This window comes from Marinobacterium ramblicola (genome assembly GCF_019084545.1).
In the GTDB taxonomy this organism is placed as follows: Bacteria; Pseudomonadota; Gammaproteobacteria; order Pseudomonadales; family Balneatricaceae; genus Marinobacterium_D; species Marinobacterium_D ramblicola.
In genome coordinates, this window is the sequence record NZ_JAHREP010000028.1 from 19,900 (window position 1) to 45,753 (window position 25,854).

Annotated in this window: 27 protein-coding genes; 11 read left to right on the forward strand and 16 right to left on the reverse strand. The window is 59.3% G+C overall.

Translation table 11 applies throughout. The features are described from left to right. Positions 1-33: 33 nt before the first annotated feature. The 6 genes from kdsA to KQ940_RS18715 form a co-directional block, all read right to left on the reverse strand. Positions 34-882: a 3-deoxy-8-phosphooctulonate synthase gene (kdsA, locus tag KQ940_RS18690; protein ID WP_217415409.1), complete on the reverse strand. Its 849-nt coding sequence runs from the start codon at positions 880-882 to the stop codon at positions 34-36. A gap of 90 nt (positions 883-972) precedes the next feature. Next, positions 973-1,392 (reverse strand): hypothetical protein, encoded by a 420-nt coding sequence (locus tag KQ940_RS18695; protein ID WP_217415413.1) that lies wholly within the window; start codon positions 1,390-1,392, stop codon positions 973-975. Between the two features lie 65 nt (positions 1,393-1,457). Further along, positions 1,458-2,396, reverse strand: coding sequence for an E3 ubiquitin ligase family protein (locus KQ940_RS18700; protein WP_217415415.1), 939 nt, complete (start codon positions 2,394-2,396; stop codon positions 1,458-1,460). Between the two features lie 8 nt (positions 2,397-2,404). After that, entirely contained in the window at positions 2,405-2,977 is a 573-nt protein-coding gene (locus KQ940_RS18705; RefSeq protein WP_217415416.1) for a LemA family protein, read from the reverse strand. 133 nt (positions 2,978-3,110) lie between these two features. Then, a complete protein-coding gene (locus tag KQ940_RS18710) occupies positions 3,111-3,320 on the reverse strand; it encodes a DUF2788 domain-containing protein (protein ID WP_036192434.1) in 210 nt (69 codons plus the stop codon). Positions 3,321-3,431: 111 nt separating this feature from the next. After that, entirely contained in the window at positions 3,432-3,632 is a 201-nt protein-coding gene (locus tag KQ940_RS18715; RefSeq protein WP_217415417.1) for a CopG family transcriptional regulator, read from the reverse strand. Positions 3,633-3,777: 145 nt separating this feature from the next. Between KQ940_RS18715 and dauA the strand changes: the two genes are divergently transcribed. Then, entirely contained in the window at positions 3,778-5,514 is a 1,737-nt protein-coding gene (gene dauA, locus KQ940_RS18720) for a C4-dicarboxylic acid transporter DauA (protein WP_217415418.1), read from the forward strand. Here dauA and KQ940_RS18725 read toward each other — a convergent pair. Continuing rightward, a complete protein-coding gene (locus tag KQ940_RS18725) occupies positions 5,505-5,957 on the reverse strand; it encodes an Rrf2 family transcriptional regulator (protein WP_217415420.1) in 453 nt (150 codons plus the stop codon). The two genes, dauA and KQ940_RS18725, sit on opposite strands and share 10 nt — an antisense overlap. 278 nt (positions 5,958-6,235) lie before the next feature. Between KQ940_RS18725 and KQ940_RS18730 the strand changes: the two genes are divergently transcribed. Continuing rightward, entirely contained in the window at positions 6,236-7,447 is a 1,212-nt protein-coding gene (locus KQ940_RS18730) for an NnrS family protein (RefSeq protein WP_217415421.1), read from the forward strand. A gap of 47 nt (positions 7,448-7,494) precedes the next feature. Here the strand turns inward: KQ940_RS18730 and KQ940_RS18735 are convergent, their stop codons facing one another. The 3 genes from KQ940_RS18735 to KQ940_RS18745 form a co-directional block, all read right to left on the reverse strand. Then, the gene (locus KQ940_RS18735) at positions 7,495-8,016 is read right to left on the reverse strand and encodes an RNA methyltransferase (RefSeq protein ID WP_217415423.1); all 522 of its coding nucleotides are present in this window, start codon (positions 8,014-8,016) and stop codon (positions 7,495-7,497) included. Positions 8,017-8,103: 87 nt separating this feature from the next. Further along, a complete protein-coding gene (radD, locus tag KQ940_RS18740) occupies positions 8,104-9,867 on the reverse strand; it encodes a DNA repair helicase RadD (RefSeq protein WP_217415424.1) in 1,764 nt (587 codons plus the stop codon). A gap of 31 nt (positions 9,868-9,898) precedes the next feature. Then, positions 9,899-10,363: an Lrp/AsnC family transcriptional regulator gene (locus KQ940_RS18745; RefSeq protein ID WP_188746030.1), complete on the reverse strand. Its 465-nt coding sequence runs from the start codon at positions 10,361-10,363 to the stop codon at positions 9,899-9,901. A 287-nt stretch (positions 10,364-10,650) separates the two neighbouring features. Between KQ940_RS18745 and leuA the strand changes: the two genes are divergently transcribed. Beyond that, positions 10,651-12,318 (forward strand): 2-isopropylmalate synthase, encoded by a 1,668-nt coding sequence (leuA, locus tag KQ940_RS18750; RefSeq protein WP_217415426.1) that lies wholly within the window; start codon positions 10,651-10,653, stop codon positions 12,316-12,318. A gap of 143 nt (positions 12,319-12,461) precedes the next feature. Here the strand turns inward: leuA and KQ940_RS18755 are convergent, their stop codons facing one another. Both KQ940_RS18755 and KQ940_RS18760 read right to left on the reverse strand, forming a co-directional pair. Then, entirely contained in the window at positions 12,462-12,782 is a 321-nt protein-coding gene (locus KQ940_RS18755; protein ID WP_485020579.1) for a peptidylprolyl isomerase, read from the reverse strand. Between the two features lie 5 nt (positions 12,783-12,787). Further along, complete coding sequence (locus KQ940_RS18760; protein WP_217415430.1) at positions 12,788-13,285, reverse strand: FKBP-type peptidyl-prolyl cis-trans isomerase; 498 nt, start codon at positions 13,283-13,285, stop codon at positions 12,788-12,790. Positions 13,286-13,410: 125 nt separating this feature from the next. Between KQ940_RS18760 and KQ940_RS18765 the strand changes: the two genes are divergently transcribed. Then, a complete protein-coding gene (locus KQ940_RS18765; protein ID WP_217415431.1) occupies positions 13,411-14,106 on the forward strand; it encodes a 16S rRNA pseudouridine(516) synthase in 696 nt (231 codons plus the stop codon). Between the two features lie 6 nt (positions 14,107-14,112). On the opposite strand, the gene KQ940_RS18770 is transcribed toward KQ940_RS18765, so the two are convergent. The 3 genes from KQ940_RS18770 to KQ940_RS18780 form a co-directional block, all read right to left on the reverse strand. Next, positions 14,113-14,469 carry a DUF4870 family protein gene (locus KQ940_RS18770; RefSeq protein ID WP_217415433.1) on the reverse strand — a complete coding sequence of 119 codons (357 nt, stop codon included), beginning with the start codon at positions 14,467-14,469 and terminating at the stop codon, positions 14,113-14,115. 22 nt (positions 14,470-14,491) lie between these two features. Next, positions 14,492-15,421 (reverse strand): DHH family phosphoesterase, encoded by a 930-nt coding sequence (locus KQ940_RS18775; protein ID WP_217415434.1) that lies wholly within the window; start codon positions 15,419-15,421, stop codon positions 14,492-14,494. 77 nt (positions 15,422-15,498) lie between these two features. After that, positions 15,499-15,690: a DUF3012 domain-containing protein gene (locus KQ940_RS18780; protein WP_217415436.1), complete on the reverse strand. Its 192-nt coding sequence runs from the start codon at positions 15,688-15,690 to the stop codon at positions 15,499-15,501. Between the two features lie 169 nt (positions 15,691-15,859). Here KQ940_RS18780 and KQ940_RS18785 point away from each other — a divergent pair, with 169 nt between their 5' ends. The 3 genes from KQ940_RS18785 (at position 15,860) to KQ940_RS18795 (ending at position 17,285) form a co-directional block, all read left to right on the forward strand. Further along, positions 15,860-16,468, forward strand: a complete 609-nt coding sequence (locus KQ940_RS18785; RefSeq protein ID WP_217415437.1) for a sigma-70 family RNA polymerase sigma factor — start codon at positions 15,860-15,862, stop codon at positions 16,466-16,468. Beyond that, positions 16,465-16,656, forward strand: a complete 192-nt coding sequence (locus KQ940_RS18790) for a zf-HC2 domain-containing protein (RefSeq protein ID WP_246590189.1) — start codon at positions 16,465-16,467, stop codon at positions 16,654-16,656. The genes KQ940_RS18785 and KQ940_RS18790 overlap by 4 nt, the downstream gene beginning before the upstream one ends. Positions 16,657-16,790: 134 nt before the next feature. After that, entirely contained in the window at positions 16,791-17,285 is a 495-nt protein-coding gene (locus tag KQ940_RS18795; protein ID WP_217415438.1) for a Crp/Fnr family transcriptional regulator, read from the forward strand. Between the two features lie 58 nt (positions 17,286-17,343). Here KQ940_RS18795 and gcvT read toward each other — a convergent pair whose 3' ends face one another. Beyond that, the gene (gcvT, locus tag KQ940_RS18800) at positions 17,344-18,462 is read right to left on the reverse strand and encodes a glycine cleavage system aminomethyltransferase GcvT (RefSeq protein ID WP_217415440.1); all 1,119 of its coding nucleotides are present in this window, start codon (positions 18,460-18,462) and stop codon (positions 17,344-17,346) included. 386 nt (positions 18,463-18,848) lie between these two features. On the opposite strand from gcvT, the gene KQ940_RS18805 reads away from it, so the two are divergent. The 4 genes from KQ940_RS18805 to KQ940_RS18820 all read left to right on the forward strand — a co-directional run bounded on the left by KQ940_RS18805 (position 18,849) and on the right by KQ940_RS18820 (position 25,822). Then, positions 18,849-20,225, forward strand: a complete 1,377-nt coding sequence (locus KQ940_RS18805; RefSeq protein ID WP_217415442.1) for an L-serine ammonia-lyase — start codon at positions 18,849-18,851, stop codon at positions 20,223-20,225. Positions 20,226-20,275: 50 nt separating this feature from the next. Then, positions 20,276-20,668 carry a glycine cleavage system protein GcvH gene (gene gcvH, locus KQ940_RS18810; protein WP_217415443.1) on the forward strand — a complete coding sequence of 131 codons (393 nt, stop codon included), beginning with the start codon at positions 20,276-20,278 and terminating at the stop codon, positions 20,666-20,668. Between the two features lie 92 nt (positions 20,669-20,760). After that, positions 20,761-23,646, forward strand: a complete 2,886-nt coding sequence (gene gcvP / locus KQ940_RS18815) for an aminomethyl-transferring glycine dehydrogenase (RefSeq protein ID WP_217415445.1) — start codon at positions 20,761-20,763, stop codon at positions 23,644-23,646. Between the two features lie 181 nt (positions 23,647-23,827). Further along, complete coding sequence (locus KQ940_RS18820; RefSeq protein ID WP_217415449.1) at positions 23,828-25,822, forward strand: sensor domain-containing diguanylate cyclase; 1,995 nt, start codon at positions 23,828-23,830, stop codon at positions 25,820-25,822. Positions 25,823-25,854: the final 32 nt, after the last annotated feature.

Sequence of the window (25,854 nt, forward strand, 5' to 3'; positions counted from 1 at the left end):
CAGCTGTGCAGGGTGTAGCAGAAGGCTCCGGTATCAGCCCGAGGTGTCCAGCGCCGGGAACTGCTTGACCAGCTCGTCGATCGCCTTCATCTGTGCCAGGTACGGCTCGAGTTTGTCCAGCGGAAGGGCGCAGGGGCCGTCGCACTTGGCCTTGGCCGGCTCCGGGTGGGCTTCCAGGAACAGCCCGGCAATCGCCTGGGACAGACCCGCGCGGGAGAGCTGGGCGACCAGGGCACGACGTCCGTCGGCGGAGTCGGCGCGGCCGCCCGGCATCTGCAGGGCGTGGGTAGCGTCGAACATCACCGGGTAGCCGAACTCCTTCATGATGCTGAAGCCGAGCATATCGACCACCAGGTTGTTGTAACCGAAGCTGGTGCCGCGCTCGCACAGGATCAGGCGGTCGTTACCCGCTTCCTTGCACTTGTGCAGGATATGTTTCATCTCCTGCGGTGCCAGAAACTGCGCCTTCTTGATGTTGATCGCGGCACCGGTTTCGGCCATCGCCACCACCAGGTCGGTCTGGCGCGACAGAAATGCAGGCAGCTGGATAATGTCGCACACTTCGGCGACGGGAGCGGCCTGGTACGGCTCATGTACATCGGTGATCAGCGGTACGTTGAAAGTGTTTTTTACCTCCTCGAGGATTTTCAGACCCTCATCCATGCCGGGGCCGCGGAAGGAGTTGAGCGAGGAGCGGTTGGCCTTGTCGAAGGAGGCCTTGAACACATAAGGGATGCCGAGCTTGGTGGTGACTTCGACATAGTGCTCGGCGATCTTCAGCGCCAGGTCGCGGGACTCCAGCACGTTCATGCCGCCAAACAGCACCATGGGCTGATCATTACCGATGGCGATATCGCCGACACGTACCACTTTCTGTTGCATATCCTTAACTCATCCAGTTTGCATAGAGCGGCCATTATAGCAGGCTCGGGGAAAACTACCCGCAGGGTCGATCCGACCCAGAACCCTCGATTAGAGGCCCTCGGTCGGAAATTGTTCAGCGAATTTTTCGACCCATTCCCGGGCGGCGTGTTCCAGTGTCGACGGTTGCCCTTCTGTATCAAGAATGTGACGGTAGTGCTCGATGTGGCAGAGCTGCTCCATCATGCGAAGGGTGTAGAGGTCTTCACTGCTGTAGAAAGCCACCCCCAGTTGATAGCGATCGCCCAGGCGGCGGCACCAGATGATCTGGCCCAGGCTGCGCATATCCGGCGCCAGATGTGGACTGCTGATCTCGACCAGGGTGCCGTTGGCAAGTTCCTGTAACGAATTGCAGATCAGGCCAAGCGGGAGGGGCGGTTTGTTGGGAGGTAGAGAGGGCCGTGCATCCAGACTGAGGGGGGTGTTGTCCGGGTGTCGTATATAGCTGATTGGGCTGGGTAAAGAGGTCATTCCGGTGCCTCACTTTAGCTCACAATCTACTCTATTCACCGTTATCGGCAGTTGGCGCTACAGCTTTAGGCTGTCGTCGTCAGCAGTAACTCCAGTCCTACCCAGAATGCAAGCAATGCACATGCCATGTAGCCGGCAAGATACCAGCGAAAGCGGGTCAGCAGTCGCTCTTCGTCTAGGGTGGAGAGCAGAAACGGCTGCCCCGGCTGCTCCGGATCCTGCAGCAGATCCACGGTCGGCATGGCGTCCAGCTCATGCTGCCGGGACTTGGCCTGTTGTACCGCAGCATGCTGTGCCTGCGTCCACTCCTCGCTGTCGATCTTGCCGTCGCCATCGGCATCGAAGCGGCCAATCAGTGCCGCCTGGTCGCTTTTCCACTGGCGCAGGAGGTCACGGCTTGCCGCCTTCAGGTCGAGTCGGTCGCGACCGCCACCTAGGCTGCGAAAGCGGCCCAGGGCGTAGACCCGCTCCTGTTCGAGTATCAATTGCTCGGTATAGCGATAGCGCCCGCTGCCGCCGATGATCGAGATGGCGTAGTGCTCGAAACCGGCGCTGTCGGCCCGGCCCGCCGGCATCTCCGTACTGCCATACCAGACCTTTTTGTACTGAGTGTCGGTTTCGGCACCGGCAGGGTCGATCAGACAGACGCCGGTGCCATCATCGATCTGAAACCAGCTGCTTGATGTATCGCGAAAGACCCGCTCCCAGCGCCCGCCCTTGCGGCTTGCGTTGCGCACATAGCGGTCGACCCGGGTGTGGTACCAGACGCAGGGAGTGGCCGATAGCGGGGAGCGCAACAGGCCGTCCTCACCGGCGATCACCTGGCCGATCAGCTCGACATAGCCCTGGGGCGCGGAGCGGATCAGGGCGGTGGGCGTGTCGGCAACCAGACGGTAGCGAGTGAAACGGCGGAAGGCGAGGAAGATACAGAGTGTAAAGCCGATGATACAACCGATCAGGCCGAACAGCCTTTCATTGCTGGAGATATCCAGGTCAAGCAGCATGTGTAAACTCAGCTGAACAGTTTCTGCATATCCACATCGGCCTTTTCGGCGTCGTCGAATTCCAGCAGGGTGGCGGCCGCAAATCCCATGCGGCGAGCGATGATCAGATCAGGGAACTGTTCGATACGGATGTTGTACAGGTTGACCGAGTCGTTGTAGTACTCGCGGCGGTCGGCGATGGCGGATTCCAGTCCGCTGATGCGGTTGTGCAGGTGGTGGAAGGATTCGCTGGCGGTCAGTTCCGGATAGGCCTCGGCTACGGCGAACAGGTTGCCCAACCCCAAACGCAGCTGGCTCTCAGCCTGTCCCAACGCCTTGATATCACCCTGTTCGCTGGCGCTTGCCACCGCACTGCGGGCGCGCATTACCGCTTCCAGCGTTTTCTGCTCGTAGCCCATATGCTGTTTGCAGGTTTCGACCAGCTTGGGCAGTTCGTCGTGGCGCTGTTTCAGCAGCACGTCGATATTGGAGAAGGCGCGGGAGACGTTGTGCTTCAGTCGTACCAGATGGTTGTAGATGAAGATGGCATAGAGAATAGCCAGCGCCAACAGCACGAAAACAGTGATCAAAACCGGGTCCATGGGGCACTCCCTGCAAAACGTCTTTGCAGGGACTATAACGCAGCTCGGCCTGGATCGTAACCGCCGCTGGGCGGATGTGATCGGCGCTGTACAACTTTTTGTACTAAATGGCCTGTCGGAATCTGACAAGAGGTCAGATAGTGCCACCTTCGATCAGCTCGACGACGACGGTTTTGACCAGAAAGGCGGCCAGGCCCAAGCCCAGCGCGAAGAAGAGCACAAAGGTACCGAAGCGTCCCGCGTTCGATTTCTTGGCCAGGTCGTAAATGATGAAGAAGATAAAGCCGGCAAAGACGACCAGGCCAATGTTCAGCATCAGGCTTTCAGCTTCGGCAAGACGCATGGGGGAATCCTCGAAATTGGTCAAAAATTGCGCGCAGTTTACTGGTCCGCACGCCGTTAATAAACAGATTCTTTATAGGGACTTAGGGCGCTAGCCGTTGACGGAGAGGATTCAGTCCTCGGAATCCTGGCTATCCAGCACCTGGTCGCGCCAATCCGGGCCCAGCTCCTGTTCGATAAAATCGCGGATGAACTTGCGCACCATCTGCGAGGGGGTCACGTCATGTTCGAAGCAGAGCTTTTCGAATACGGCCTTTTTGTTCGGGTCGATCAGCAGCGTCAGGCGCGCCGTTCGTTTTTCGGTCTTATCCACGAGCGGTTCTCTTATCTTTCGAGTTGAAGTATCGAGTGGCCTATCGATTAGTACTATATGTTAATGTTATTAACATTGCATTCTAACTCAGTTAGCTTGTAATGTTTATATCTATAAACCTCCAACTGTTCAGGGGCTCATGACCATGTCTTCCAGTCGCGCCAGACTGCATTCGCTCTCCTTTGCCAGCGCGTTGCGTGAATCATGGGTGGCGGGATATGGCAAGCGGGATCTGGGGTCGGACCTGATTGCCGGGATCACGGTAGGGATCATCGCCATTCCGCTGTCGATGGCGTTGGCTATTGCCAGTGGCGTCCGGCCTGAAAATGGGCTGTACACGGCGATCATCGCCGGTTTTCTGATCGCGTTGACCGGCGGATCCCGCTACAGCGTATCGGGCCCAACCGCGGCCTTCGTGGTGATTTTGTACCCGGTTTCGCAAAGCTTTGGCCTGGCGGGCCTGCTGGTGGCCTCGGTGATGGCGGGGTTGATTCTGGTGGGCCTGGCGCTGGCTCGATTGGGGCGTTTGATCGAGTATATCCCCGAGTCGGTCACACTGGGTTTCACCGCCGGTATCGCGATCGTGATCGCCACGCTGCAGGTACCCGATCTGCTCGGTCTCTCCAGCGAAGGGCTTCCCTCGCACTATACCGACAAGGTCATCGCGCTGGCCCAGCGGTTAGCGGATTGGCAGGTAGCGGACGCAGTGGTTGCCGGTTGTACTCTGGCGACGCTGATTCTCTGGCCTCGGCTGCGAATACCGGTTCCGGGCCATCTGCCGGCACTGATCCTGGGTACGCTGCTGGCGTTGTGGCTGAATCAGCAGGGTGCCGATATCGACACTATCGGCAGCCGGTTCAGCTTCGAACTGTCCGATGGCACGTTGGGGCAGGGGATACCGCCGATCCTGCCGAGCTTCGAGTGGCCCTGGCTACACGCCGGTGCCGGTGGCGAACCCTTTGAGTTGAGCTGGAACACGCTCCGCGAGCTGTTGCCGGCGGCGTTTTCCATCGCCATGCTGGGAGCGATCGAATCGCTGCTCTGCGCGGTGGTGCTGGATGGCATGACCGGTTATCGCCATCACGCCAACGGAGAACTGTTGGGGCAGGGCATAGGTAACCTGGTTGCGCCTTTCTTCGGCGGGATCACGGCGACTGCGGCAATCGCGCGTTCTGCTGCCAACTACCGTGCCGGCGCGCGTTCACCGCTGGCCAGTATCATTCACGCACTGGTGGTATTGGCCGGCCTGCTGTTGTTGGCACCGATTCTGGCCTATCTGCCGATGGCCAGCATGGCCGCGCTGCTGCTGATCGTGGCGTGGAACATGAGCGAAGCACCGAAGGTGGTGGAGCTGTTGCGCAAGGCACCCCTGGGGGATGTGCTGGTGCTGCTCTGCTGTCTGTCGCTGACTGTGCTGTTCGATATGGTGATCGCGATCTCGACCGGGATCGTGCTGGCGTCGCTGATGTTCATGCGCGATATCGCCGGCATGACGCGGGTGAACGATATCTCGACCCAGCGCAAGCATGTGCCCGCCGAACTCCCTACCGGCTGGAGTGTGATCAAGGTCACCGGCCCGCTGTTCTTTGCAGCGGCCGACCGGGTGTTTGAAGAGGTGCTGGCGATGGCCGAAGAGCAGCAGGGGATAGTGCTGTATATGGATGCGGTCCCGCTGCTGGATGCGGGCGGACTGAGCGCCTTTGCTCGTTTTCAGAAGCAGTGTGCGGGACGGGGTATTCAGTTGATCGTCGCCGATCTGCAGTTCCAGCCATTGCGTGCGCTGGCGCGTGCGGGGGTTAAACCGTTGCCGGGGGCGCTCAGTTTTACGCCGACGCTGACCGCGGCACTTGAGGAGTTGGTTGGAGTCCCCGATCAGGCGTGAGACCGGGCCTGGTCCGATTGCCACTGCAATAACTGGGTGATCTGTTCAGGAGCGTTGCAGATATCGGCGAGTGTGTAGTTGCCCAGCTCACGCATGAATGCCTCCTGCGCCTTGTACAGTATCCCCTGTAAACGGCAGTTACCGACGATAGGGCAGACTGGCAGCTCGCAGTTGACCGGCTGCAGTGTCTCTTCGGTGGTTTCCACCAGTGTTCTCAGGTTGATCTTCTCCGCCGGCATACCCAGGCGTATACCGCCGCCCTTGCCGCGCACCGTATCGATGAAGCCCTCTTTACCCAAGTGGTGCACGATCTTGATCAGATGGTTGCGCGGAATCTGGAAATGATCGGAGACCTGGGTGATGGTGACCCGGCTGTCCGGTGCCTGTATGCCGAGGAACATCAGGGTACGTAGCGAGAAATCGGTGTATTTTGTTAGTTGCATCTATCCACCGCTTAAAGGTACGACATGAGTCTGATCTGCCCGCTGGGAGCGAGTTTCTCCAGTGGCGGGTGAGTCGCGCTGTTGTGTTCTATGTGGTAATACATTGCGGAATGCTAATGTATTTTCCCTGCTTTATACAGAGTCTTCCTTAAGGGCGGGTTAAGTGGCTTCTGTCGGTCGATCGGCTCCTTGATCGAGCGCAAAGATCGATGGAGAAAGAGTTTCAATGGGCGCTTAAAGATGTAGTATATATGCATCTTAAAGATGGGAGCTGACAAATGTTGATCACACCTCCGTTAGAGCCTGCCGGACCCTGGCAGCGCTTTTTCAGCAATGGCTTTCGTCCGCTGTTTCTGGTCTGTGCGCTTCAGGCGTTGTCCATCATGCTCATCTGGCTGCTGTATCTCGGCGGCAGTGTCAGTCTCAGTGCGCCAACCGGCTGGGGCGCGGTTGCCTGGCATGGGCATGAGATGCTGTTTGGCTTTGTCGGTGCCGCCGTCGGCGGCTTCCTGCTGGCGGCGGTAGCGAAGTGGACGGGACGCAGGCCGGTGCATGGTGCTCCGCTGGTGCTGCTGACGGCGCTCTGGATCGCCGGTCGCCTGGTCACCTGGAGTGGGGTCGACAGTCTCGTTCCGCTGGTGCTGGCCAATACCGGTTACTGGATATTGCTGAGCGTACTGATCGGCCGTGAGATCCTGATTAGCGGCAACAGGCGCAACCTGGTGGTGGTATTGGCACTTGGCATCATGAGTCTGTTCAGCCTGATGTTCCAACTGGGTTGGGTTGATCGTATCCACCTGTTGGAGTCGATGGTGCTGCTGATTGCGTTGATGATCTCTTTGATCGGGGGGCGTATTACGCCGGCCTTTACCCGCAACTGGCTGATCCGTCGGCAGACATCGCCGGAGCAGATGCCGGCGCCCTTCGGTTGGGTCGACAAGCTCGCCATCGGTAGTTCCATTCTGGCTACCCTGGCCTGGGTCAGTCAGTTGTCATCGGTTGTGTCCGGCGTGCTTCTGCTGCTGGCCGGTTGTGCACAGATTCTGCGCCTGCTGCGCTGGCGGGGGCTGGCGAGTCTGGCCGAGCCATTGCTGTTTGCACTGCATCTGGGCTATCTCTGGGTGGGCATAGGGTTTTTGCTGCTGGGGCTGAGCCAGTTCACTGCGATTCCGGTGACGGCGGGGATCCATGCGCTGGGCGTCGGCGCCATGGCGGGCATGATCCTGGCGGTAGCCTCTCGCGCGGCATTGGGACACACCAACCGGGAGCTGCGCGCCGGTACTCTGGTTTCGCTGGCCTTTCTGGCGATCCATCTGGCAGCGCTGGTGCGGGTGTTGGCGGCGCTGTTGCCGCAGTTGTCTCTGATGCTGATGATGCTGGCCGGCACCATCTGGTTGCTGGCGTTCGGGCTCTTTGCGGTGCGCTACGTGCCGATACTGATTGGTCCGGAGGAGAGTCTGTCAGAGGCGCTGCGCCGGGCGCGGGGCTGAAGAGGCTTAGTGTTGATGGCTGAACCGGTATTCGGTTGGCTCTTCAGTTAGATAGGTTCGCCCTTGGGCAGTCGCGCCCGGTTGTTGCGGTCGCGGCTGCGCCGGATCAGCTCATCGCCAAGCCTCAGGTCGGGCGACTTGGCCAGGCGATCGTACAGCACGACATTGACCGTGGCTGACAGGTTCATGCAGCCCGTGGTCGGGATATAGATTACGTCATCAACCCACTCCAGTATCTCCTGACCGAGCGAACCATCTTCGGGACCGAAGAGGTAGAACGCGTTACCGGGATGCTGGTAGTGCATCAGCGGTGTGGCGCCCTCGATCAACTCCACCGCAACGATACGGGCGCCCAATGGCACCACCTGTTTCAGTTCGGGCACACCGATCAGCGGGATACGCTGATGCACCTTCTGGGTGTCGGTATAAAACTGCTTGGCGCGGTCATAACGGGTGCCGGTGTAGAACACCGAATTGACCCCGTAGCAGCCCGCGGCGCGCATTACATTGCCCACATTTTCCGGACTCTTCGGGTTCTGCAGGCCGATACAGGCGAAGCCTTTTTTCATCGCTAACGTCGTGTTTGCTGGGTGAAGGGCTATTGTAGCGCGTTTTGCAGGCGGGCGGTGTTGTGGCAGCCGCCCTGGTCTCGCGTGTCAAAGCTGATTGGCCTTGCGATAGCGCCCTTCGTAGTCGAACAGGCGCTCGCGCACCCGCCAGTGATGCTTGTTGTGGCGGCGGGCGACGACGAAGTCCGGTGCCTGGAAACCGCTTGCCTGGGCAAGCACTTCGTCGACCGAGTTGAAGCGCCGGGGCTCGGTGCCGGCGTTGAAGCGGCGCCCGAACAGGCGGTTGAACACGGCGCGCTGCCCTTTATGTCCGAGGTCAAAACTTTCGTGTAACTCCTCCCCCTGCTCGTCGTGGTAGGTGATGCGCAGGCGCCCCTGCCGTTCGGAGAAGCTGACCCCGGCACAGCTGATCACCAGGGCATCCTTCAGTTGCAGCGCGCGCTTGAGCAGGTCGTCCGGGTCGACCACTGCTTCTCCGCACGCATGGCAGTCGCGGGCGGCGATATCGTTCTCGGCGCCGCAGTGCGGGCACTCCTTGAAGCGGAAGCGGTAGTCGCACTGTTGCGGTTTCTCCCCCTCCATCTCCAATACCCCCTGGCAGCGTCGGCCGTAGTGCTCGATCACCTGCCCCTGGGCGTCGGTCTTGCCCCAGAAGATATTGGCGAAGCCGCAGCCGGGGCAGAACACCTGTACCGGTTCGGAGTCCGAATCCGGTTTTGGTGAACCCACCTCCGGGTGGAACAGGTCGAATCCGGAGCCGGCATAGTCGATGATCAGACACTCCTGCTTGCCAAGACTCAGGCGCAGTCCGCGGCCGACGATCTGCTGGAACAGGCTGACCGAGGCGGTGGGGCGCAGGATCGCGATCATATCCACATGCGGGGCATCGAAGCCGGTGGTCAGTACCGCCACGTTGACCAGGTAGCGGATCTGGCGCTGCTTGAACGCCTTGATCGTTTCGTCGCGCTGTTCGCTGTCGGTATCGCCGACGATCAGCGCGGATTCCTGCTCGGGCAGGTAGCCGAGTATCTCTTCGGCGTGGCGCACGGTGGCGGCGAAAATCATCACCCCCTGGCGCTGCTGAGCGAGTTCGACGATCTGCTCACAGATCGCCCGCGTCACCCGCGGATGACGGGCAATCAGGCTGTTCAGCTCGGTCTCGTTGAAGTGGCCGTTGGCATTGGGCTGCAGGGCCGAAAAATCGTAGTGGGCGATGGCTGCATCGATCAACTTGGGCTCGGTCAGATAACCCTGGCGGATCATGTAGGGTAGCGGCAGTTCGTAGATGCAGTGCTTGAATAGCCGGGGTTCGCTGGCACGCACGAAGCCGCGGTAGTGGTAGCGGTAGATCCAGCCGTAGCCCAAGCGATAGGGGGTGGCGGTCAGGCCCAGCACCTTCAGCCCAGGGTTGTTCGCCTTCAGCGCCTGGATGATCTGCTGATACTGGGAGTTGTCGTCGTCGCTGACGCGGTGGCACTCGTCGATGATCAGCAGCGAGAACCGGTCATCGAAACGGTCCAGGTTGCGCGCCAGCGACTGCACGCTGGCAAAGGTGACCTGGTGTAGATGCTCCTTGCGACCGAGTCCGGCCGAGAAGATGCCGCCGTCCAGGCCCAGGGCCGCATATTTGGCGTGGTTCTGCTCCACCAGTTCGCGCACGTGGGCCAGCACCAGGATGCGGCGCCGGGCCAGGCGCGCCAGTTCCGCGATCACCAGGCTCTTGCCCGCCCCGGTGGGCAGCACGATCACCGCCGGGTCGTTGCTGTGGCGGAAATGCTTCAGCGTGGCGTCCACGGCCTCCTGTTGATAGGGGCGCAGGGTAAAGCCTGTCGTTCGATTTTGCTCGGTCACGTCGTTCCGGGTTCAGTATGAAGCAGGACGCCTAGGGTATAGGAATCGCGGTCTTGTTGACTATCTGGCGCAATACAAAGCTGGAGTGGGCGCCTGTGACCCCTTCGATGCGAGTGATCTTGTTCAGCAGCAGGTTCTGATAGTCATCCATGTCGTGGACCACGACCTTAAGTTGATAGTCCGCGTCCTGGCCGGTGATCAGCAGACACTCCAGTACCTCGGGGATGGCACTGACGGTGCGGTCGAAGTTTTCGAAGCGCTCGGGGGTGTGCCGGTCCATCGAGATATGCAGCAGTGCCATCAGGGTGCGCCCCGTTGCCTTGGCATCGACGATGGCGCGGTAGCCGGTGATCAGCCCAGACTCCTCCAGTGCGCGTACCCGGCGCAAACAGGGGGAGGGGGAGAGGCCGACGCGGTCGGCCAGCTCCTGGTTGCTGATGCGCCCCTCCTGCTGCAGGATCTCGAGAATATGGCGATCTTGACGGTCGAGTTGCATGCTATGCCCCTATTGCGTTTATGCTGGCAATAAAAATTCAATAAATAATTATTTGTTGAAATTATGTGCCAAAAATAATCTATATGGGCGCAACTTTGCAATCATCTGCCTCGGCCTTTTCTCTACACTATCTCCAGTCGACTTACCCAGACGACCTTGGCGCCATCCCCACATCCGGTGGTGGCGCTGTTTTCTCCCTTAACGCTCTATCCGGGTGTTCAGACGAGCAGGCTTCACAAGAGCCGAAACCGTGAAACTCGAACTCAACCTTTTTAATGGAATATCTCATGAACAGTTTCAACCATCAGCGTTACCAGCCCGCACCTGCCGTACCCGTACAGCAGCGTCAATGGCCGGATCGTACACTCACCCAGGCACCGCGCTGGGCCAGTGTCGACCTCCGGGATGGTAACCAGGCGCTACTGGAGCCGATGAATGTGGCCCAGAAACGGCGTCTGTGGGCGCTGCTGGTCAAGCTCGGCTTCAAGGAGATAGAGGTCGGTTTCCCCTCCGCCAGCCAGCCCGACTATGATTTCGTGCGCTGGCTGATCGAGGAGGATCAGATACCCGATGATGTCACCGTGCAGGTGCTGGTACAGGCGCGCAAAGAGCTGATCGACCGCACCTACGAGGCGCTCAAGGGCGTCAAGCGTGCCGTGGTGCATGTGTATAACTCCACTTCGACCGTTCAGCGCGAGCGGGTATTCAACAAGGACCGCGACGGTATCACCGAGATTGCTGTACAGGGCGCGCGCTGGGTCATGGAGGGCGCTGCCAGTTATCCAGAAGTGGAGTGGACCTTCCAGTACTCGCCGGAGAGTTTCACCGGTACCGAGATGGAGTACGCGGTGGAGATCAGCAATGCGGTAATCGACGTCTGGCAGCCGACGCCGGAGCGCAAGTGCATCATCAACCTGCCCTCCACGGTGGAGATGACGACACCGAATATCTTCGCCGACCAGGTGGAGTACTTCGTCACCCACGTGAACAGGCGCGACAGTCTGATCATCTCGGTACATACCCACAACGATCGCGGCTGTGCCGTGGCGGCGGCTGAGCTGGCGGTACTGGCCGGAGCCGATCGTGTCGAGGGCACACTGCTGGGCAACGGCGAGCGTACCGGCAACATGGATATCGTCACCATGGCGATGAACCTGTACAGCCAGGGCATCGATCCGCAGTTGGATCTGTCCAACCCGGATGAGATTGTCGAGGTCTACACCGAGTGCACCCGGTTACCTGTGCACCCGCGGCACCCCTGGGTGGGTGAGCTGGTCTACACTGCGTTCTCCGGCAGTCACCAGGATGCGATCCAGAAGTGTCTGCACCGTCAGCAGCAGGATGAACATTGGCAGGTTGCCTATCTGCCGATCGATCCGAAGGATATCGGCCGCGATTACCAGGCGGTGATCCGCGTCAACAGCCAGTCCGGCAAGGGCGGCATGTCGTTCGTGCTCGAGCGTGATTTCGGCCTGCATCTGCCGCGCTGGTTGCAGACCGAGCTGGCGCCGATCGTGCAGCGCGCCAGTGAAGAGCGGGGCGCCGAGATCAACAGCAGTGAGATCCATCGCCTGTTGATGGACAACTTTGCCAAAACCACCGATCCGGTCGAACTTCGCGGCTACCGTATCACTCGCGCCGACAACGAGCAGGTTGAGGCGGATCTGATTATCGGTGGCCAGCCGCGCACTATTCACGGCGAGGGCGAGGGGGCGATATCCGCCTTTACCCAGGGCTGGTGCAACGCGACCGGTGAGGTGTTGAATGTGGTGGATTACTCCGAGCACGCCATTGGCGAAGGCTCCGATGCCCAGGCTGTGGCCTACGTGCACCTCAATGTGGGTGGGCAGCGGGTGTCCGGTATCGCCTTCGACAACGATACGGTCAGCGCATCCCTGAACGCGATCATCTCCGCACTGAACCGCTCCGGCAGCGTGGCCAGCGCGGCAGCCTGATCGAATTCAGACCGATGGCGGAGCATCGGCCGATCCGGGTTTGAGTACAGAAGAGGGCCAACCGGTTTTCCGGTTGGCCCTCTTTTTGAACCTCGGTCAGAGGTTTTTATTCCTTCACCTGCTTGGATGCAGATGGGCGGGACTCAGTCCTCGCGGCTGGTCACTTCCAGCAGGTGGTAGCCGAACTGGGTCTTCACCGGCCCCTGCACCTCGTTCAGCGGCGCGCTGAACACCACCTTGTCGAACTCCGGCACCATCTGGCCGCGGCCGAAACTGCCCAGGTCGCCGCCCTGGCGTCCGGACGGACACTGGGAGTGCTCGCGTGCGAGCGCGGCGAAGTCGGCGCCGTCGAGAATCTGCTGCTTAAGGTCCTGGCACTGTTGTTCGGTGCTGACGAGGATGTGACGGGCTGTTGCGCGAGCCATTGGGGGCCTCCGAAAAAGGTGTGTGAGAAAGGTCAGCATAGCGCTTAATGATGATGTCCGCCGACGCCGTGGGCGTGGCCGTGAGCAATTTCGTCATCAGTAGCCGGACGCACATCGACAACCTGAATGTCATAAGTCAGTGTCTTGCCGGCCAGCGGGTGGTTGGTATCGACCAGTACCATCTTCAGCCCCGGCTTGACCACGGTAACCTGGCGCATGCCCTGGTTGGTCTGTACCACTGCGGTCATCCCCGCTTTCCAGCTCTTCTGTCCCTTGGGCAGGCCCTGCAGGTGCTTGAGCGGGATACGCTGCTCGCTCCCCTCCTTGCGCTCACCATAGGCCTGCTCAGGTGTCAGAGTCAGGTGCAGGGTGTCGCCGGCGCTCTTGCCCTCGAGCGCTTCCTCGATTGCGGCGATCATGTTGTCGTGGCCGTGCAGGTAGGCCAGCGGATCGGCGTTGAGACTGGTCTCGATCTGGGTATCGTCGGCGTCGGTCAGTGTGTAGTGAAACTGGACCACTGTGTCTTGGGCGATCTGGGTCATGCTTTTTCCTGTGTATTGAACGGGCTCGGCGTTGCCGGAAAATCGGCAGTATCCGGGTATCCAGGGTTATTGGCAAGCGGCCGGGAGCGACAGGGCGGGGCGGCTTCTGCGATAATCTGCGCACCATGCGACTCGATAAATTTATCTGCAAACATACCCCATACAGTCATCAGCGCTCACGCTGGCTGATCGCCAATGGCCGCGTGCGCGTGGCGGGCCGGGTGGTCAGAGATTCCAGAGCCTGGGTGGACAGGTTTGTCAGCGTCTGGTTGGACGACGAGCAGTTGCAGGGGCGCCCGGCGCATTACCTGATGCTCAATAAGCCGCGGGGTTATCTCAGCGCCACCGAGGATCCACAGCATCCAACCGTACTGGAGCTGTTGCCGAGGGAACTGCATCCGGAGCTCCATATCGGTGGGCGCCTGGATCGCAGTACTTCGGGGTTGTTGATCCTGACCAACGACGGCCTCTGGTCGCGGCGACTGACCGAGCCGAAACAGAAGGTTCCCAAGGTTTACCGGGTGGTGACCCTCGAGCCGATTACCCCGGAAACGGCGCAGCGTTTTGCGGAGGGGATCTATCTTGCATACGAGGGTCTGACCACGTCACCGGCCCAGCTGCAGCTGCTTGGCGAGCGCGAGGCGCGCCTGACCATCTACGAGGGGCGCTACCACCAGGTGAAAAGGATGTTCGCTCAGGTCGGTAATCGGGTGACGGCTTTGCACAGGGAGAGCATGGGAGGTATCGCGCTGGATCCGTTGTTGTCGCCGGGTGAATATCGGACGCTGACAGAGGCGGAGATCGCCTCCGTCAGCGCTTAGACGGCGTTAACCGAACATCCAGCTGGTCGGGTCCGGGTGGGCCTTGCCTTCGTTGAGGTACTTCAGACCCTTGACGCATCGGATGATCATCCAGATGGTCAGGAACAGCAGGACGAACCAGCCGATCATGATCATCATGGTCAACATGCCGATTACCGCCAACAGCAGACCGATCCAGAAGGTGCGGATCTGAAAGCGGTAGTGCGAGTTGACCAGGCTGTCATTGTCGCTCTTGTTGATATAGGCCATCACCAGGCCGATGATGCCGGTAATCCCGACCACCAGACTGGCCAGATACAAGATGTATATCAGCTTGGCGTTGCTGGTGTCGTTGTTTGCGCGCGTGGTTGTAATGTCCGTCATATCTTCATCCCTGTTTTAATCGTCAGCCGTCGGCATTGATTTGTGCGATCAGTTCATTGAGTACCGCTTCGGCTCTGTCGTTTTCTACCTGGCAGGTCCCCGCCGCCTGGTGACCACCGCCGCCATACTTCAGCATCAGTTCGCCGACGTTGGTGTTTGAACTGCGGTCGAAGATCGATTTGCCGGTGGCAAATACGGTGTTCTGCTGCTTCAGGCCCCACATCACGTGGATCGAGATATTGCACTGCGGGAACAGGGCGTAGATCATGAAGCGGTTGCCCGCCCAGATCGTCTCCTCATCGCGCAGATCCAGTACCACCAGATTGCCATGGACGCTGGCGCAGCGGCTCACCTGCTCCTTGAACTTCGCCTCCTGTTCCACATACAGCTCGACACGCTCACGGACATCCGGCAGCTGCAGAATCTCCTCGATCGAGTGGTTTTTGCAGTAATCGATCAGGTCCATCATCAGCGCGTAGTTGGAGATGCGGAAATCGCGGAAGCGACCGAGACCGGTGCGGGCATCCATCAGGAAGTTGAGCAGTACCCAGCCCTGGGCATTGAGTACCTCTTCCTGGGTGAACTGGGCGGAATCGCCCTTGTCCACAGCCTCCATCATCTCGTCCCAGCTCGCCGGGAAGGTGTCGTGTCCGCCGTAATGGCGCCAGACCACCCGGGCAGCGGAGGGGGCGTCGGGGTCGATGATATGGTTGGCGGCCTTTTCGTTGCGGATGGTCTCCGAAAGGTGGTGGTCAAACGCCAGATTCACGTCTTTGACATAGGGCAGGTTGGTGGTGATGTCCTGCGCGGAGATATCCACCTTGCCATCCTGCATATCCTTGGGGTGGACAAATTTAATGTCGTCGATCAGGTCAAGGTGCTTGAGCAGTACGGCGCAGACCAGGCCGTCGAAGTCACTGCGGGTTACGAGTCTGAATTTTTCACCGGCCATCGCTTTCGTTTCCTTGTTCGTTCACGTTTATCGAAACATTAACACTGGAGGAGGCGGATTCAGGTTGCCTCAGATCATTACTGCAGTATGCAGTTCTTGGTGAACTCTTTCAGCTCATTGGCAGTCCAGTCACCCTTGGGTTTTTCCTTCATATCGGTACACCATTCCGGGCTGCCCACCTTCGGGCTGCATCCGGTGATCAGCACCAGCGCCGACAGGGATGAGGCTAGCAGGACAGATTTCCCAAATCCTTTTACGAGGGCGGTCATGTGTATCTCCATGTTGGTAGTTAGTCGTGCAGATGTTAGCGGATCCGGGCGCAGCTGTCCCCCTGCTTGAACCGATGCTCCGGCTGTCTAAAGTCGAGCGATTTTTTTCCCCAGGGTGTAAGGTTGCTGCATCGATTACGACATAACTTTCAGGAGAGTGGAGGCGGCTTTGACTAGCGAAACAGAGGGGGGGCACTCCAGGGAGGAGCAGCAGGCACTGCAGCAGCGCCTGGCTGCAGTCAGACCTCGGCTCTTGGCGTTCGCCCGGTTGCAGCTTTCCGATCAGGCCAGCGCCGAGGATATGGTGCAGGAAGCCCTGGTTGGAGCGCTTGAATCGCTACACCGGTTTCGTGGGCAGGCAAAGTTCGAAACCTGGGTGTTTGGCATCCTGCGCCATAAGCTGGTCGATGCCATCAGGCTGAAAGGCCGTGAGATTACCGCCGAGGTCGATCCGGATGAGCTGCCCGATGTCGACGAGCTGTTCGATGAGAGGGCGCACTGGACTCTCGGTGCACGACCGCAAAACTGGGTACAGCCCGAAGCTTCCTGTGAGCGTGACAACTTCTGGGAGGTGTTCGACCTGTGCGTGTTTCATCTACCCAAAAGTGCCGCCCAGGTGTTTACGATGCGAGAGCTGATGGGGCTGGAAACGGCTGAAATATGTCAGAGCCTGGATATCACCGAGAAAAACTGCTGGGTGATTCTGCACCGGGCACGGCTCAAATTGCGGAGCTGTCTCGAGGCTGGGTGGTTCAGTAAAGGGGAGGGCGAAGTATGACGATGGCCTGCAAGAGAGCGACCGAGTTGATGTCGCTGCGCATCGATCGCGAATTGACTCTGGCCGAAAAGAGCTCTTTGAGATTGCATCTGGCGATCTGCCGGTATTGCCGGCGTTGTGAAAAACAGATGGCGATGCTGCACCGGATTGCGGCGCGCAGGCGCGAGAACTGCGACCAACAAGAGTGAGGCGCAACACCGATTGATTGTACCAAGGACTAGTTGTGCAACTCGGATTGCGGGTCCAAGCTTTAGTTAGACTGTAGTGAGTTTAATACAGAGTTGGCGGGCTGAAGAGCCCGATCAGCCAATATGGGTGATATATGAAAAATCTGGATGCTCAACGGCTTATCGCCGATTCGGGCCTGGATTACTTCAAAGGCGCTTCCACCTTCGGCGCCCTGAGCGATGACGCTTTGCGTTTTCTGCTGACTAACGGGCAGACGCAACGCGTTGACACGGGTGAGGCGATTTTTCGTTCTGGCGAACCTGGAAGCTTTTTCGTTGTTGTACTCAGCGGCAGGGTCGGTTATCACCGCGAGATTGGGGACAAGCGCTTATTGATCCGCGAGGTGCGGTTTGGGGAGGAGGTCGGCTATGTGTCGATGATCGGCCTGTTCAACCGCAAGGGGTCGGTCTACGCGCTTGAGCCCAGTATCGTGTTGAAGGTGGACTCCAACCTGTTTTTCCAGCTCCACATCGACTTTCCCTCCGATTTTGGCATATTGATGCTGAACCTGTCGCGAGAGCTTGCCCGTACCATCGACGGTATCAATAACAAGCTGGCGGCAGTTGCGACGGGGCAGGGTCGGGAATAAACCCCGTCGCAACTCAGCATTCAGTGCCGGGCGCTCCAGCGCCGGTAGGCGCTGAGGATTAGCCGCGATAGTAACGCTGCGCCACGAACGGCATGCGGCTTACCTTCATCGGCAGGCGCTTGCCCCGTACCTCGGCAAAAATCTGCGTATCCAGGGCGCTGACCTCGCTGCTGACATAGGCCATGGCGACCGACTGTTCGGCGCTCGGGCCGAAGGTGCCGCTGGTTACCTTGCCGACCCGCTTTCCTTCGCCATCGAACAGTTCGGTTCCCTCGCGTACCGGGGCACGCCCCTCACCGACAAGGCCGACGCGCTTGCGAGTGACCGATTTGTTATCGATCTGCTCGAGCAGGATATCGGCGCCGGGGAAGCCACCGGCACGTATTCCGCCGCTACGGCGCGCCGGAGAAACGGCCCAGATCAGGCTGGCTTCGGCTGGGGTGGTGCTGGTATCGATGTCGTGTCCGTAAAGGCACAGGCCCGCCTCCAGACGCAGTGAGTCGCGTGCGCCCAGTCCAATCGGTTCCACTTCCGGCTGGGCCAGAAGTGTGCGGGTCAGGGCATCGGCGGCGCTGGCCGGCACGGAGATCTCGTAACCATCCTCGCCGGTGTAGCCGGAGCGGCTGACGTAGCAATCGATACCCTCGATCGGCAGCGCACGGCTATCCATAAACAGCATCTCGGCAGCCGCAGGCTGCAGGCGGGCGAGGACTTCGGCGGCTTTCGGACCCTGCAGAGCGATCAGTGCGCGGTCGTCGAGGATCTCCATGCGGGTATCCGGGCTGAGGTTGGCTTGCAGGTGGGCGATATCCTCGCGTTTGCAGGCGGCGTTGACCACCAGGTAGTAGCCGGTCTCGGTGCGTGTCACCATCAGATCGTCCAGAATGCCGGCGTCGGCATTGGTGAACATCGCATACCGCTGCTTGCCCACCGGCAGATCGATGATATCCACCGGCACCAGGCGCTCGATGTCGGCACCGGCCTGGGGACCGCTCAGGAACAGCTGACCCATATGGCTGACATCGAACAGGCCTGCCGCTTCACGTGTATGCAGGTGCTCTTTGCGCACGCCCGCCGGGTACTGTACCGGCATCTCATAGCCCGCAAAGGGAACCATGCGTGCGCCAAGCTCGATGTGCAGGTCGTATAGGGGGGTACGCAGCAGTGTCTCTTCCATCCTGTGCCTCGTCTAATCAGGTCTATGCCGGCAAACAGCGGAGTGCGCCGTGAAAGCCTCGATTGTGCCAAAATTTCCAATTGGAAACAATTCTGCTTTTGGCGAATGCTGTCTCTAATGTCTGAGGTTTAACCTAAGTTCTGCCCGAATATTTACTCTATTTTGCCGATTTTTTCAGATGATATCGCCGCGCGATAGTCGGTTTTGGATGTGGGGAAGGTTTCTCAAGTTTCCAATAAGAAATTTTTCTTGCCGCACGCGCCCACTGCTGTTAGTCTGCCGCCCCATTCGGCGCAACTGGATTAAACTGAAGGTTGCGATGGCTGGTTCAGTCTAGCCTGGGTTCGTTTTCTGTTTCGGCCCCCTAGTTTAAGCGGAGGATCACGATGGCGCTCAGTATCTTTGATCTGTTCAAGATCGGAATAGGCCCCTCCAGCTCCCATACGGTTGGGCCCATGGTGGCTGCACGGCGATTCATGCAGCAGCTGGACGAGGCGGGTCTTTTGGCTCGAACCCGGCGCTTGCATGTGCAGCTGTACGGCTCACTGGCCATGACCGGTAAGGGCCATGCGACCGACACTGCCATCATGCTCGGCTTGAGCGGTGAGTATCCCGATAGCGTCGACCCTGATGCGGTGGCCGGGATCATCGATGCTATCCGTGACCGCCGTTCTATACAGCTGAGGGATGGCTCCGAAATCACGTTCGATCCCGAACAGGACCTACGCTTTAATTTCGGTGTGTCGCTGCCGGCTCACCCCAATGCGATGCGTTTCGAGGCGCTGGACGAAGCGGGAATACAGCTCTCGGAACTGGTGTGCTATTCGGTCGGTGGCGGCTTTGTCGTTACCGCAGATGAGGTGGAGAACCCACCGGCTGAACTGGGCGTGGCTGAACCCTGGCCGTTTAATAATGCCGATGAGCTGATGTCGATTGCCGAGCGTGAGGGGTTGACCATCGCCGAGCTGATGCTCGCCAACGAAGAGTCACGTACGCCCGCGGACGAGGTGCGGCCTCGTTTGCTGCAGATCTGGCAGGTGATGAATGAGTCGATTCGTCGTGGCTGCCATCAGTCGGGCGAACTGCCGGGGGGGCTGCACGTACGGCGGCGGGCGCACGAACTGTATCAAGAACTGATGCGGAAGCCGGAGTCCGCGATAAGCGATCACCTGGCCGTAATCGACTGGATCGATCTCTATGCGCTGGCGGTGAATGAGGAGAACGCGGCCGGCGGACGGGTGGTAACGGCACCGACCAACGGTGCAGCAGGGGTAATCCCGGCGGTACTGGCGTATTATGACCGCTTTGTGCCGGGCTCCAGCGACGAAGGGATTGTCAATTTCCTCGCCACGGCGGCCGCAATCGGCATGCTGTACAAGCGTAACGCCTCGATCTCGGCGGCCGAAGTCGGCTGTCAGGGCGAGATCGGTGTGGCCTGTTCGATGGCGGCCGGTGCACTCTGCGCGGTGCTCGGGGGCACGGTGCGACAGATTGAGAATGCGGCCGAGATCGGCATGGAACATAACCTGGGCCTGACCTGCGATCCGATCGCAGGCCTGGTGCAGGTACCCTGCATCGAGCGCAACACCATGGGGGCGGTCAAAGCGATCAATGCCGCCCGGCTTGCGCTCAGGGGAGATGGCAAGCATTTCGTTTCGCTCGATTCGGTGATCGAAACGATGCGCCAGACCGGCGCCGATATGCAGGACAAGTATAAAGAGACCTCCACAGGTGGTCTCGCCGTAAACGTGGTTGCCTGCTGATGCGAGCAGCACCATTAGACAATGACTAAATGAGAGATGGATTAGAACGTATGAGCAACCTACCGACCGAGCTGAAATACGCCGCTTCCCACGAATGGATCCGCGACAACGGTGATGGCACCGTTACACTTGGAATCACCGACTTCGCACAGGAGCAGTTGGGTGACGTGGTATTCGTGGAACTGCCGGAAGTGGGCCGTGAAGTGTCGGCCGGAGAGGAGTTCTCCGTGGTTGAGTCGGTCAAGGCCGCTTCCGACATCTACGCTTCTGTCGGTGGTGAGGTGGTCGAGGTGAATGAGCAGCTGCAGGATAGCCCCGAGCTGATCAACGAATCTCCCTTCGCTGACGGCTGGATCTGCAAGCTCAAACTGGCCGATGCCGGTGAGCTGGATGCCTTGTTGAGCGCCGAAGACTACGCTGAGCGCGTGGCCGAAGAGGGCTGATCGGGGTCAGGTTTATGACGGGTCGGTCGTGCACAGTGCGGCCGACCCGATCTATTTTTATTGACAGCATAACGTCAAAAAGGGGCAGCAAGATGGCAACTGAGATCCGCGGGCTGGGCGAACTGGAAGCGCATGATGAGTTTACCCAGCGTCACATTGGACCGGATGCGGTAGAACAGCAGGCGATGCTCGAAGCATTGGGGCTCAAATCTCTGGATGAACTGATCGAGCAGGCGGTTCCCGCGTCGATCCGCTTGGATGACGCACTTGCCATGCCCGAAGGGGTCAGTGAAACCGAAGCGCTGGGCGAACTCAAAGCGCTGGCGTCACGCAACAAGGTGAAAAAATCGTTCATCGGTATGGGCTACTACGGTACTCATGTGCCGGGTGTCATTCAGCGCAACGTGTTGGAAAATCCGGCCTGGTACACCGCCTACACCCCCTACCAGCCGGAGATCTCCCAGGGCCGTCTTGAAGCGCTGCTGAACTTCCAGCAGATGGTGATGGATCTGACCGGCATGGATCTGGCCAACGCCTCGCTGCTTGATGAAGCCACCGCCGCTGCCGAGGCGATGACCCTGTGCAAGCGCTCCAACCGCAAGAAGAGCGATATCTTTTTCGTTGCCGACGACGTGCACCCGCAGACCATTGATGTGATCCGTACTCGCGCCGAGTATTTCGGTTTCGAGATCGCCGTCGATGCTGCCGACAAGCTGGATCAGTACGACAGCTTCGGCGTACTGCTGCAGTATCCTGGCACCCATGGCGATATCCACGATATGGAGGCGCTGATCGGCAAGGCCAAGGCGCAACAGTCGATGGTCTGTCTGGCCTCCGATCTGCTGGCACTGGTGCTGTTGAAGTCGCCAGGTTCGCTCGGTGCCGACGTGGTTTTTGGTTCCGCTCAGCGTTTCGGTGTGCCGATGGGCTTCGGGGGGCCACATGCCGCCTTCTTTGCCACCTCGGACAAGCTCAAGCGTTCGGTGCCTGGGCGTATCATCGGCGTTTCTGTGGACAGTCGCGGCAATCAGGCGTTGCGCATGGCGATGCAGACCCGTGAGCAGCATATCCGCCGCGAGAAGGCGACGTCCAACATCTGTACCGCGCAGGCGCTGCTGGCCAATATGGCCTCGTTCTACGCCGTATATCATGGGCCTGAGGGGCTGCGCCGTATCGCCGAGCGCGTGCATCGCCTGACCGCCATTCTGGCCAATGGCCTGCGCAGCAAGGGGCTCAAGCTCAACGACACCTTCTTCGATACCCTGACGCTGGACCTGGACAACCCGGGCGAGGTGCTCGAGGGTGCGCTGGCCGGCGGTTGCAACCTGCGTCTGTTCGGCGGCCACCATATCGGCATCAGCCTGGATGAAACCACCACCCGTGCCGATGTGGAACACCTGTTCGAGATCCTGCTCGGCGCCAATCACGGGCTGTCGGTCGACGCGCTGGATCGTGCCATCGTCGAGGGCGAAACCGCCGGCATTCCGGCCCAGCTGCTGCGCGATGATGCCATCCTGACCCATCCGGTGTTCAACAGCTATCATAGCGAAACCGAGATGCTGCGCTATCTGAAGAAGCTGGAGAACCGCGACTACTCGCTGGTACACGGCATGATTCCGCTTGGCTCCTGCACCATGAAGCTGAACGCGACCGCCGAAATGGCGCCGATAACCTGGCCCGAGTTTGCCAATATCCACCCCTTCGCGCCGCACGACCAGACTCAGGGCTACCTGGAGATGATCCGCCAGCTCGAGGAGATGCTGGTGGAGATCACCGGCTATGATGCCGTGTCGATGCAGCCCAACTCCGGTGCCCAGGGCGAGTACGCCGGTCTGCTGGCGATCCGCAAGTATCAGGAGTCGATCGGCCAGGGCCATCGCGATATCTGCCTGATCCCATCCTCCGCCCACGGCACCAACCCGGCGTCCGCGGCGATGATGGGGTTGAAGGTGGTGATCGTCGAGTGTGATGAGCAGGGCAACGTCGATGTCGCCGACCTGGCGGCCAAGGCCGAGGCCCATGCCGACAACCTGTCCACACTGATGGTGACCTACCCCAGTACCCACGGGGTGTATGAGCAGGAGATCGTCGAGATCTGCCAGATCGTGCACAAGTTCGGCGGCCAGGTGTACATGGACGGTGCCAACATGAACGCGCAGGTCGGTATCTCCAAGCCCGGCCTGATCGGCTCCGACGTATCGCACCTGAACCTGCACAAAACCTTCGCCATCCCTCACGGTGGCGGTGGTCCGGGCATGGGGCCGATCGGTGTCAAGTCGCACCTGGCGCCCTTCCTGCCGGGCCACGCAGTGACGCATGTCGCCGGTCAGCAGCAGAACAACGGTGCGGTATCGGCATCGCCTTACGGTTCCGGTGCGATCCTGCCGATCAGCTGGATGTATATCCGTATGCTGGGCAAGACCGGCCTCAAGCGTTCGACCCAGATGGCGATCCTGAATGCCAACTACCTGACCCAGAAGCTGTCCGAGCACTACCCGGTACTCTACCGCGGCAAGCATGGGCGCATCGCGCACGAGTGCATCATCGATATCCGCCCGCTCAAGGAGATCACCGGGGTGACGGAAGAGGATATCGCCAAGCGCCTGATGGACTACGGCTTCCACGCGCCGACCATGTCGTTCCCGGTGCCGGGCACGCTGATGATCGAGCCGACCGAGTCGGAGTCCAAGGCGGAGCTGGATCGCTTCATCGAGGCGATGGTCAGCATCCGCGGCGAGATCGCTCGTGTTGAAAGCGGTGAGTGGAGCGCGGAGCAGAGCCCGCTGCACAATGCTCCACATACCCTGGCCGATATCACCGGCGAGTGGGCGCGTGGTTACAGCATCACCGAAGCAGTGTTCCCGACCGCGGCGACCCGCGACAGCAAGTTCTGGCCCAGCGTGAATCGCATCGACAACGTCTATGGCGACCGTAACTTCGTCTGCTCCTGCCCGTCGGTGGATGCATATCGGGATTGATTATCCGGGTTGAGTCCTCGCGATTCGACCATCGATCCGTACCAAAGGCTCAGCGTCATGCTGGGCCTTTTTTCTGGCCTTTCGCAATGTCGAGGAGCAAATATGTGCGATTTTGAGTGTATGTGTCGCGCTCAATAACTTAACATTAGCGTATAAGACGATCTTGAAAATGGATGTTCAGATGGCTGTGCAGTCTCGCTCCCTTGAGTCCCATCGCAAAATCAATCCAGTCGCAATTCTGGCGCTTACCGGGATCTTGATCGCTGCGCTGTGGTCGGCGTTGATATTTGAACAGGGGCGGAACTATGAGGATGTGAGTCGGCACTCCTGGAACGATGCCGGTAGTGTCGCACGTACCTTTGAGGAGCATGTCGCTCGAACCTTCAATAATATCGATGCCGTGCTATTGGTGTTGCGCCAGGCCTGGGTTGACGACCGCTCGAAGTTTGAAACCAAAGTACGGATCATGCAGGCGGCCTACGATGACTCTCTGCTGGTGCAGATAGCGGTCATCGATGCGAACGGCAAGCTTGCCTACTCCAACCTCGATCCTGATGCTGCCCCGGTAGACCTGAGCGACCGTGAGCACTTTCGGGTGCATCGCGATCGCAGTGCCGATGAGCTGCATATCAGTAAACCGGTCAAGGGCAGGGTGTCGGGCCGATACAGTATCCAGTTGACGCGCCCGATCTGGTTGCATGACGACCGCTTTGGTGGCGTCTTGGTGATATCGCTTAATCCAAGTTACTTCTCCGGATTTTTCGGTTCTCTTGATCTTGACGATGGGGGCAGCGTTGCGCTGATCGGTCTCGACGGCGTAGTGCGGGCCAGGGGGATAAACCTCAAATTGGATGAGAGCGCCATCGGCAAGGTTGTACCCGGTGACCGGCCTTTTATGAAAGCCAATTCGGCTGATGTAGGCACTTTCGAGGCTGCCAGCGTTATTGATGGTGTTAAGCGCCGCATCAGCTACAGACGGATGAACGAGTATCCGATGGTTGTCACGGTGACGAAAGTGACCGAGGCTGTCTTCGCCGAGCACAACGAGCTCTGGCTCCACTACAAATGGGGCGCGGCTGCTGTTTCCGTTCTGCTTCTCGCCGCCGGCACCTGGCTCGCCCGGGCTGTTCGGCTTCAGTATCAGTTAAAGGCTCACCTGCTGGTGGCGAATGACAGCTTGAGGACACTCAACACCATCGCCATTCAAGCCGGAGCCGAGCTGGGCGACAAGTTTTACAAGGCGCTGGAGTTGGGGTGCAAGCACCTGGGTGTGGAGATGGGGGTGGTTGGAGCCCTGCACGACAACGCTTATGTTGTGGATAAATGCTATTCGGCAGTCTTTACCGACCTGAAAGAGGGGGATGAGCTGGAGCTCCCCGCCCACTATTCACGCGACATGTTTAACAGTCGAGATGTGGTCATTGCTCGGAGAGACAGCCAGTCTCATGGTGCCAGCCTGCTTAGCAGCGCGGTGCTCGAGCATGAGTGCTTTATCGGTACCTCGATCTGGGTTGGCGATACGCTCTACGGTGCCCTGGGCTTTTACTCGACCAAGCCCTATGCGCAGGAGTTCGATGACAGTGATCGCGAATTTGTTCGCTTGTTGGGGCGTTGGGTGGGCAGTTCCATCACTGAGGATCGCGCGGTCAAGAAGCTAACCGCGCTGGCCACAACCGATTCGTTGACCGGTGCGAAAAGCCGGGGCTATTTCACCGCAGCCGTGGATGACGAGATCAACCGGGCTCATCGTTATCGGCGTCCTCTGTCGTTGATTCTGGTGGATCTGGATTATTTCAAACACGTCAACGACCTGTTTGGCCATCATGCCGGCGACGAAACGCTCCGGCACTTCTCCGGGGTTGTTCAAGGACTCTTGCGCACGACGGATCTGTTTGCACGGCTTGGTGGTGAGGAGTTTGCCATACTGATGCCGGAAACCCAGGAGCATGAGGCGACGATTGTCGCGGAACGCCTGCGGATCAGCGTGTCTAACTCAAAGATCGAGACGCCAAGCGGAGATGTGCAGATCACGATCAGTGCGGGTATAGCACAGTTGAAGACTGGCGAGGATTTCAAAACCATCTATAACCGAGCCGATTCGGCGCTGTATAAAGCCAAGTCGCTGGGTCGAAACAGGGTGGAACTGGCCGGTTCCTCCAGCATGATCGGTGTTTGATCGATAGGCGACCGATAACGTATAAGAGTCTA

Bases quoted from the DNA above. Each gene is read 5' to 3' on its own strand.
- kdsA (WP_217415409.1), bottom strand. From the start codon at position 882: ATGCAACAGAAAGTGGTACGTGTCGGCGATATCGCCATCGGTAATGAT.
- KQ940_RS18695 (WP_217415413.1), bottom strand. From the start codon at position 1,392: ATGACCTCTTTACCCAGCCCAATCAGCTATATACGACACCCGGACAAC.
- KQ940_RS18700 (WP_217415415.1), bottom strand. From the start codon at position 2,396: ATGCTGCTTGACCTGGATATCTCCAGCAATGAAAGGCTGTTCGGCCTG.
- KQ940_RS18705 (WP_217415416.1), bottom strand. From the start codon at position 2,977: ATGGACCCGGTTTTGATCACTGTTTTCGTGCTGTTGGCGCTGGCTATT.
- KQ940_RS18710 (WP_036192434.1), bottom strand. From the start codon at position 3,320: ATGCGTCTTGCCGAAGCTGAAAGCCTGATGCTGAACATTGGCCTGGTC.
- dauA (WP_217415418.1), top strand. From the start codon at position 3,778: ATGTCTTCCAGTCGCGCCAGACTGCATTCGCTCTCCTTTGCCAGCGCG.
- KQ940_RS18725 (WP_217415420.1), bottom strand. From the start codon at position 5,957: ATGCAACTAACAAAATACACCGATTTCTCGCTACGTACCCTGATGTTC.
- KQ940_RS18730 (WP_217415421.1), top strand. From the start codon at position 6,236: ATGTTGATCACACCTCCGTTAGAGCCTGCCGGACCCTGGCAGCGCTTT.
- KQ940_RS18735 (WP_217415423.1), bottom strand. From the start codon at position 8,016: ATGAAAAAAGGCTTCGCCTGTATCGGCCTGCAGAACCCGAAGAGTCCG.
- KQ940_RS18745 (WP_188746030.1), bottom strand. From the start codon at position 10,363: ATGCAACTCGACCGTCAAGATCGCCATATTCTCGAGATCCTGCAGCAG.
- leuA (WP_217415426.1), top strand. From the start codon at position 10,651: ATGAACAGTTTCAACCATCAGCGTTACCAGCCCGCACCTGCCGTACCC.
- KQ940_RS18755 (WP_485020579.1), bottom strand. From the start codon at position 12,782: ATGCTGACCTTTCTCACACACCTTTTTCGGAGGCCCCCAATGGCTCGC.
- KQ940_RS18760 (WP_217415430.1), bottom strand. From the start codon at position 13,285: ATGACCCAGATCGCCCAAGACACAGTGGTCCAGTTTCACTACACACTG.
- KQ940_RS18765 (WP_217415431.1), top strand. From the start codon at position 13,411: ATGCGACTCGATAAATTTATCTGCAAACATACCCCATACAGTCATCAG.
- KQ940_RS18770 (WP_217415433.1), bottom strand. From the start codon at position 14,469: ATGACGGACATTACAACCACGCGCGCAAACAACGACACCAGCAACGCC.
- KQ940_RS18775 (WP_217415434.1), bottom strand. From the start codon at position 15,421: ATGGCCGGTGAAAAATTCAGACTCGTAACCCGCAGTGACTTCGACGGC.
- KQ940_RS18780 (WP_217415436.1), bottom strand. From the start codon at position 15,690: ATGACCGCCCTCGTAAAAGGATTTGGGAAATCTGTCCTGCTAGCCTCA.
- KQ940_RS18790 (WP_246590189.1), top strand. From the start codon at position 16,465: ATGACGATGGCCTGCAAGAGAGCGACCGAGTTGATGTCGCTGCGCATC.
- KQ940_RS18795 (WP_217415438.1), top strand. From the start codon at position 16,791: ATGAAAAATCTGGATGCTCAACGGCTTATCGCCGATTCGGGCCTGGAT.
- gcvT (WP_217415440.1), bottom strand. From the start codon at position 18,462: ATGGAAGAGACACTGCTGCGTACCCCCCTATACGACCTGCACATCGAG.
- KQ940_RS18805 (WP_217415442.1), top strand. From the start codon at position 18,849: ATGGCGCTCAGTATCTTTGATCTGTTCAAGATCGGAATAGGCCCCTCC.
- gcvH (WP_217415443.1), top strand. From the start codon at position 20,276: ATGAGCAACCTACCGACCGAGCTGAAATACGCCGCTTCCCACGAATGG.
- gcvP (WP_217415445.1), top strand. From the start codon at position 20,761: ATGGCAACTGAGATCCGCGGGCTGGGCGAACTGGAAGCGCATGATGAG.
- KQ940_RS18820 (WP_217415449.1), top strand. From the start codon at position 23,828: ATGGCTGTGCAGTCTCGCTCCCTTGAGTCCCATCGCAAAATCAATCCA.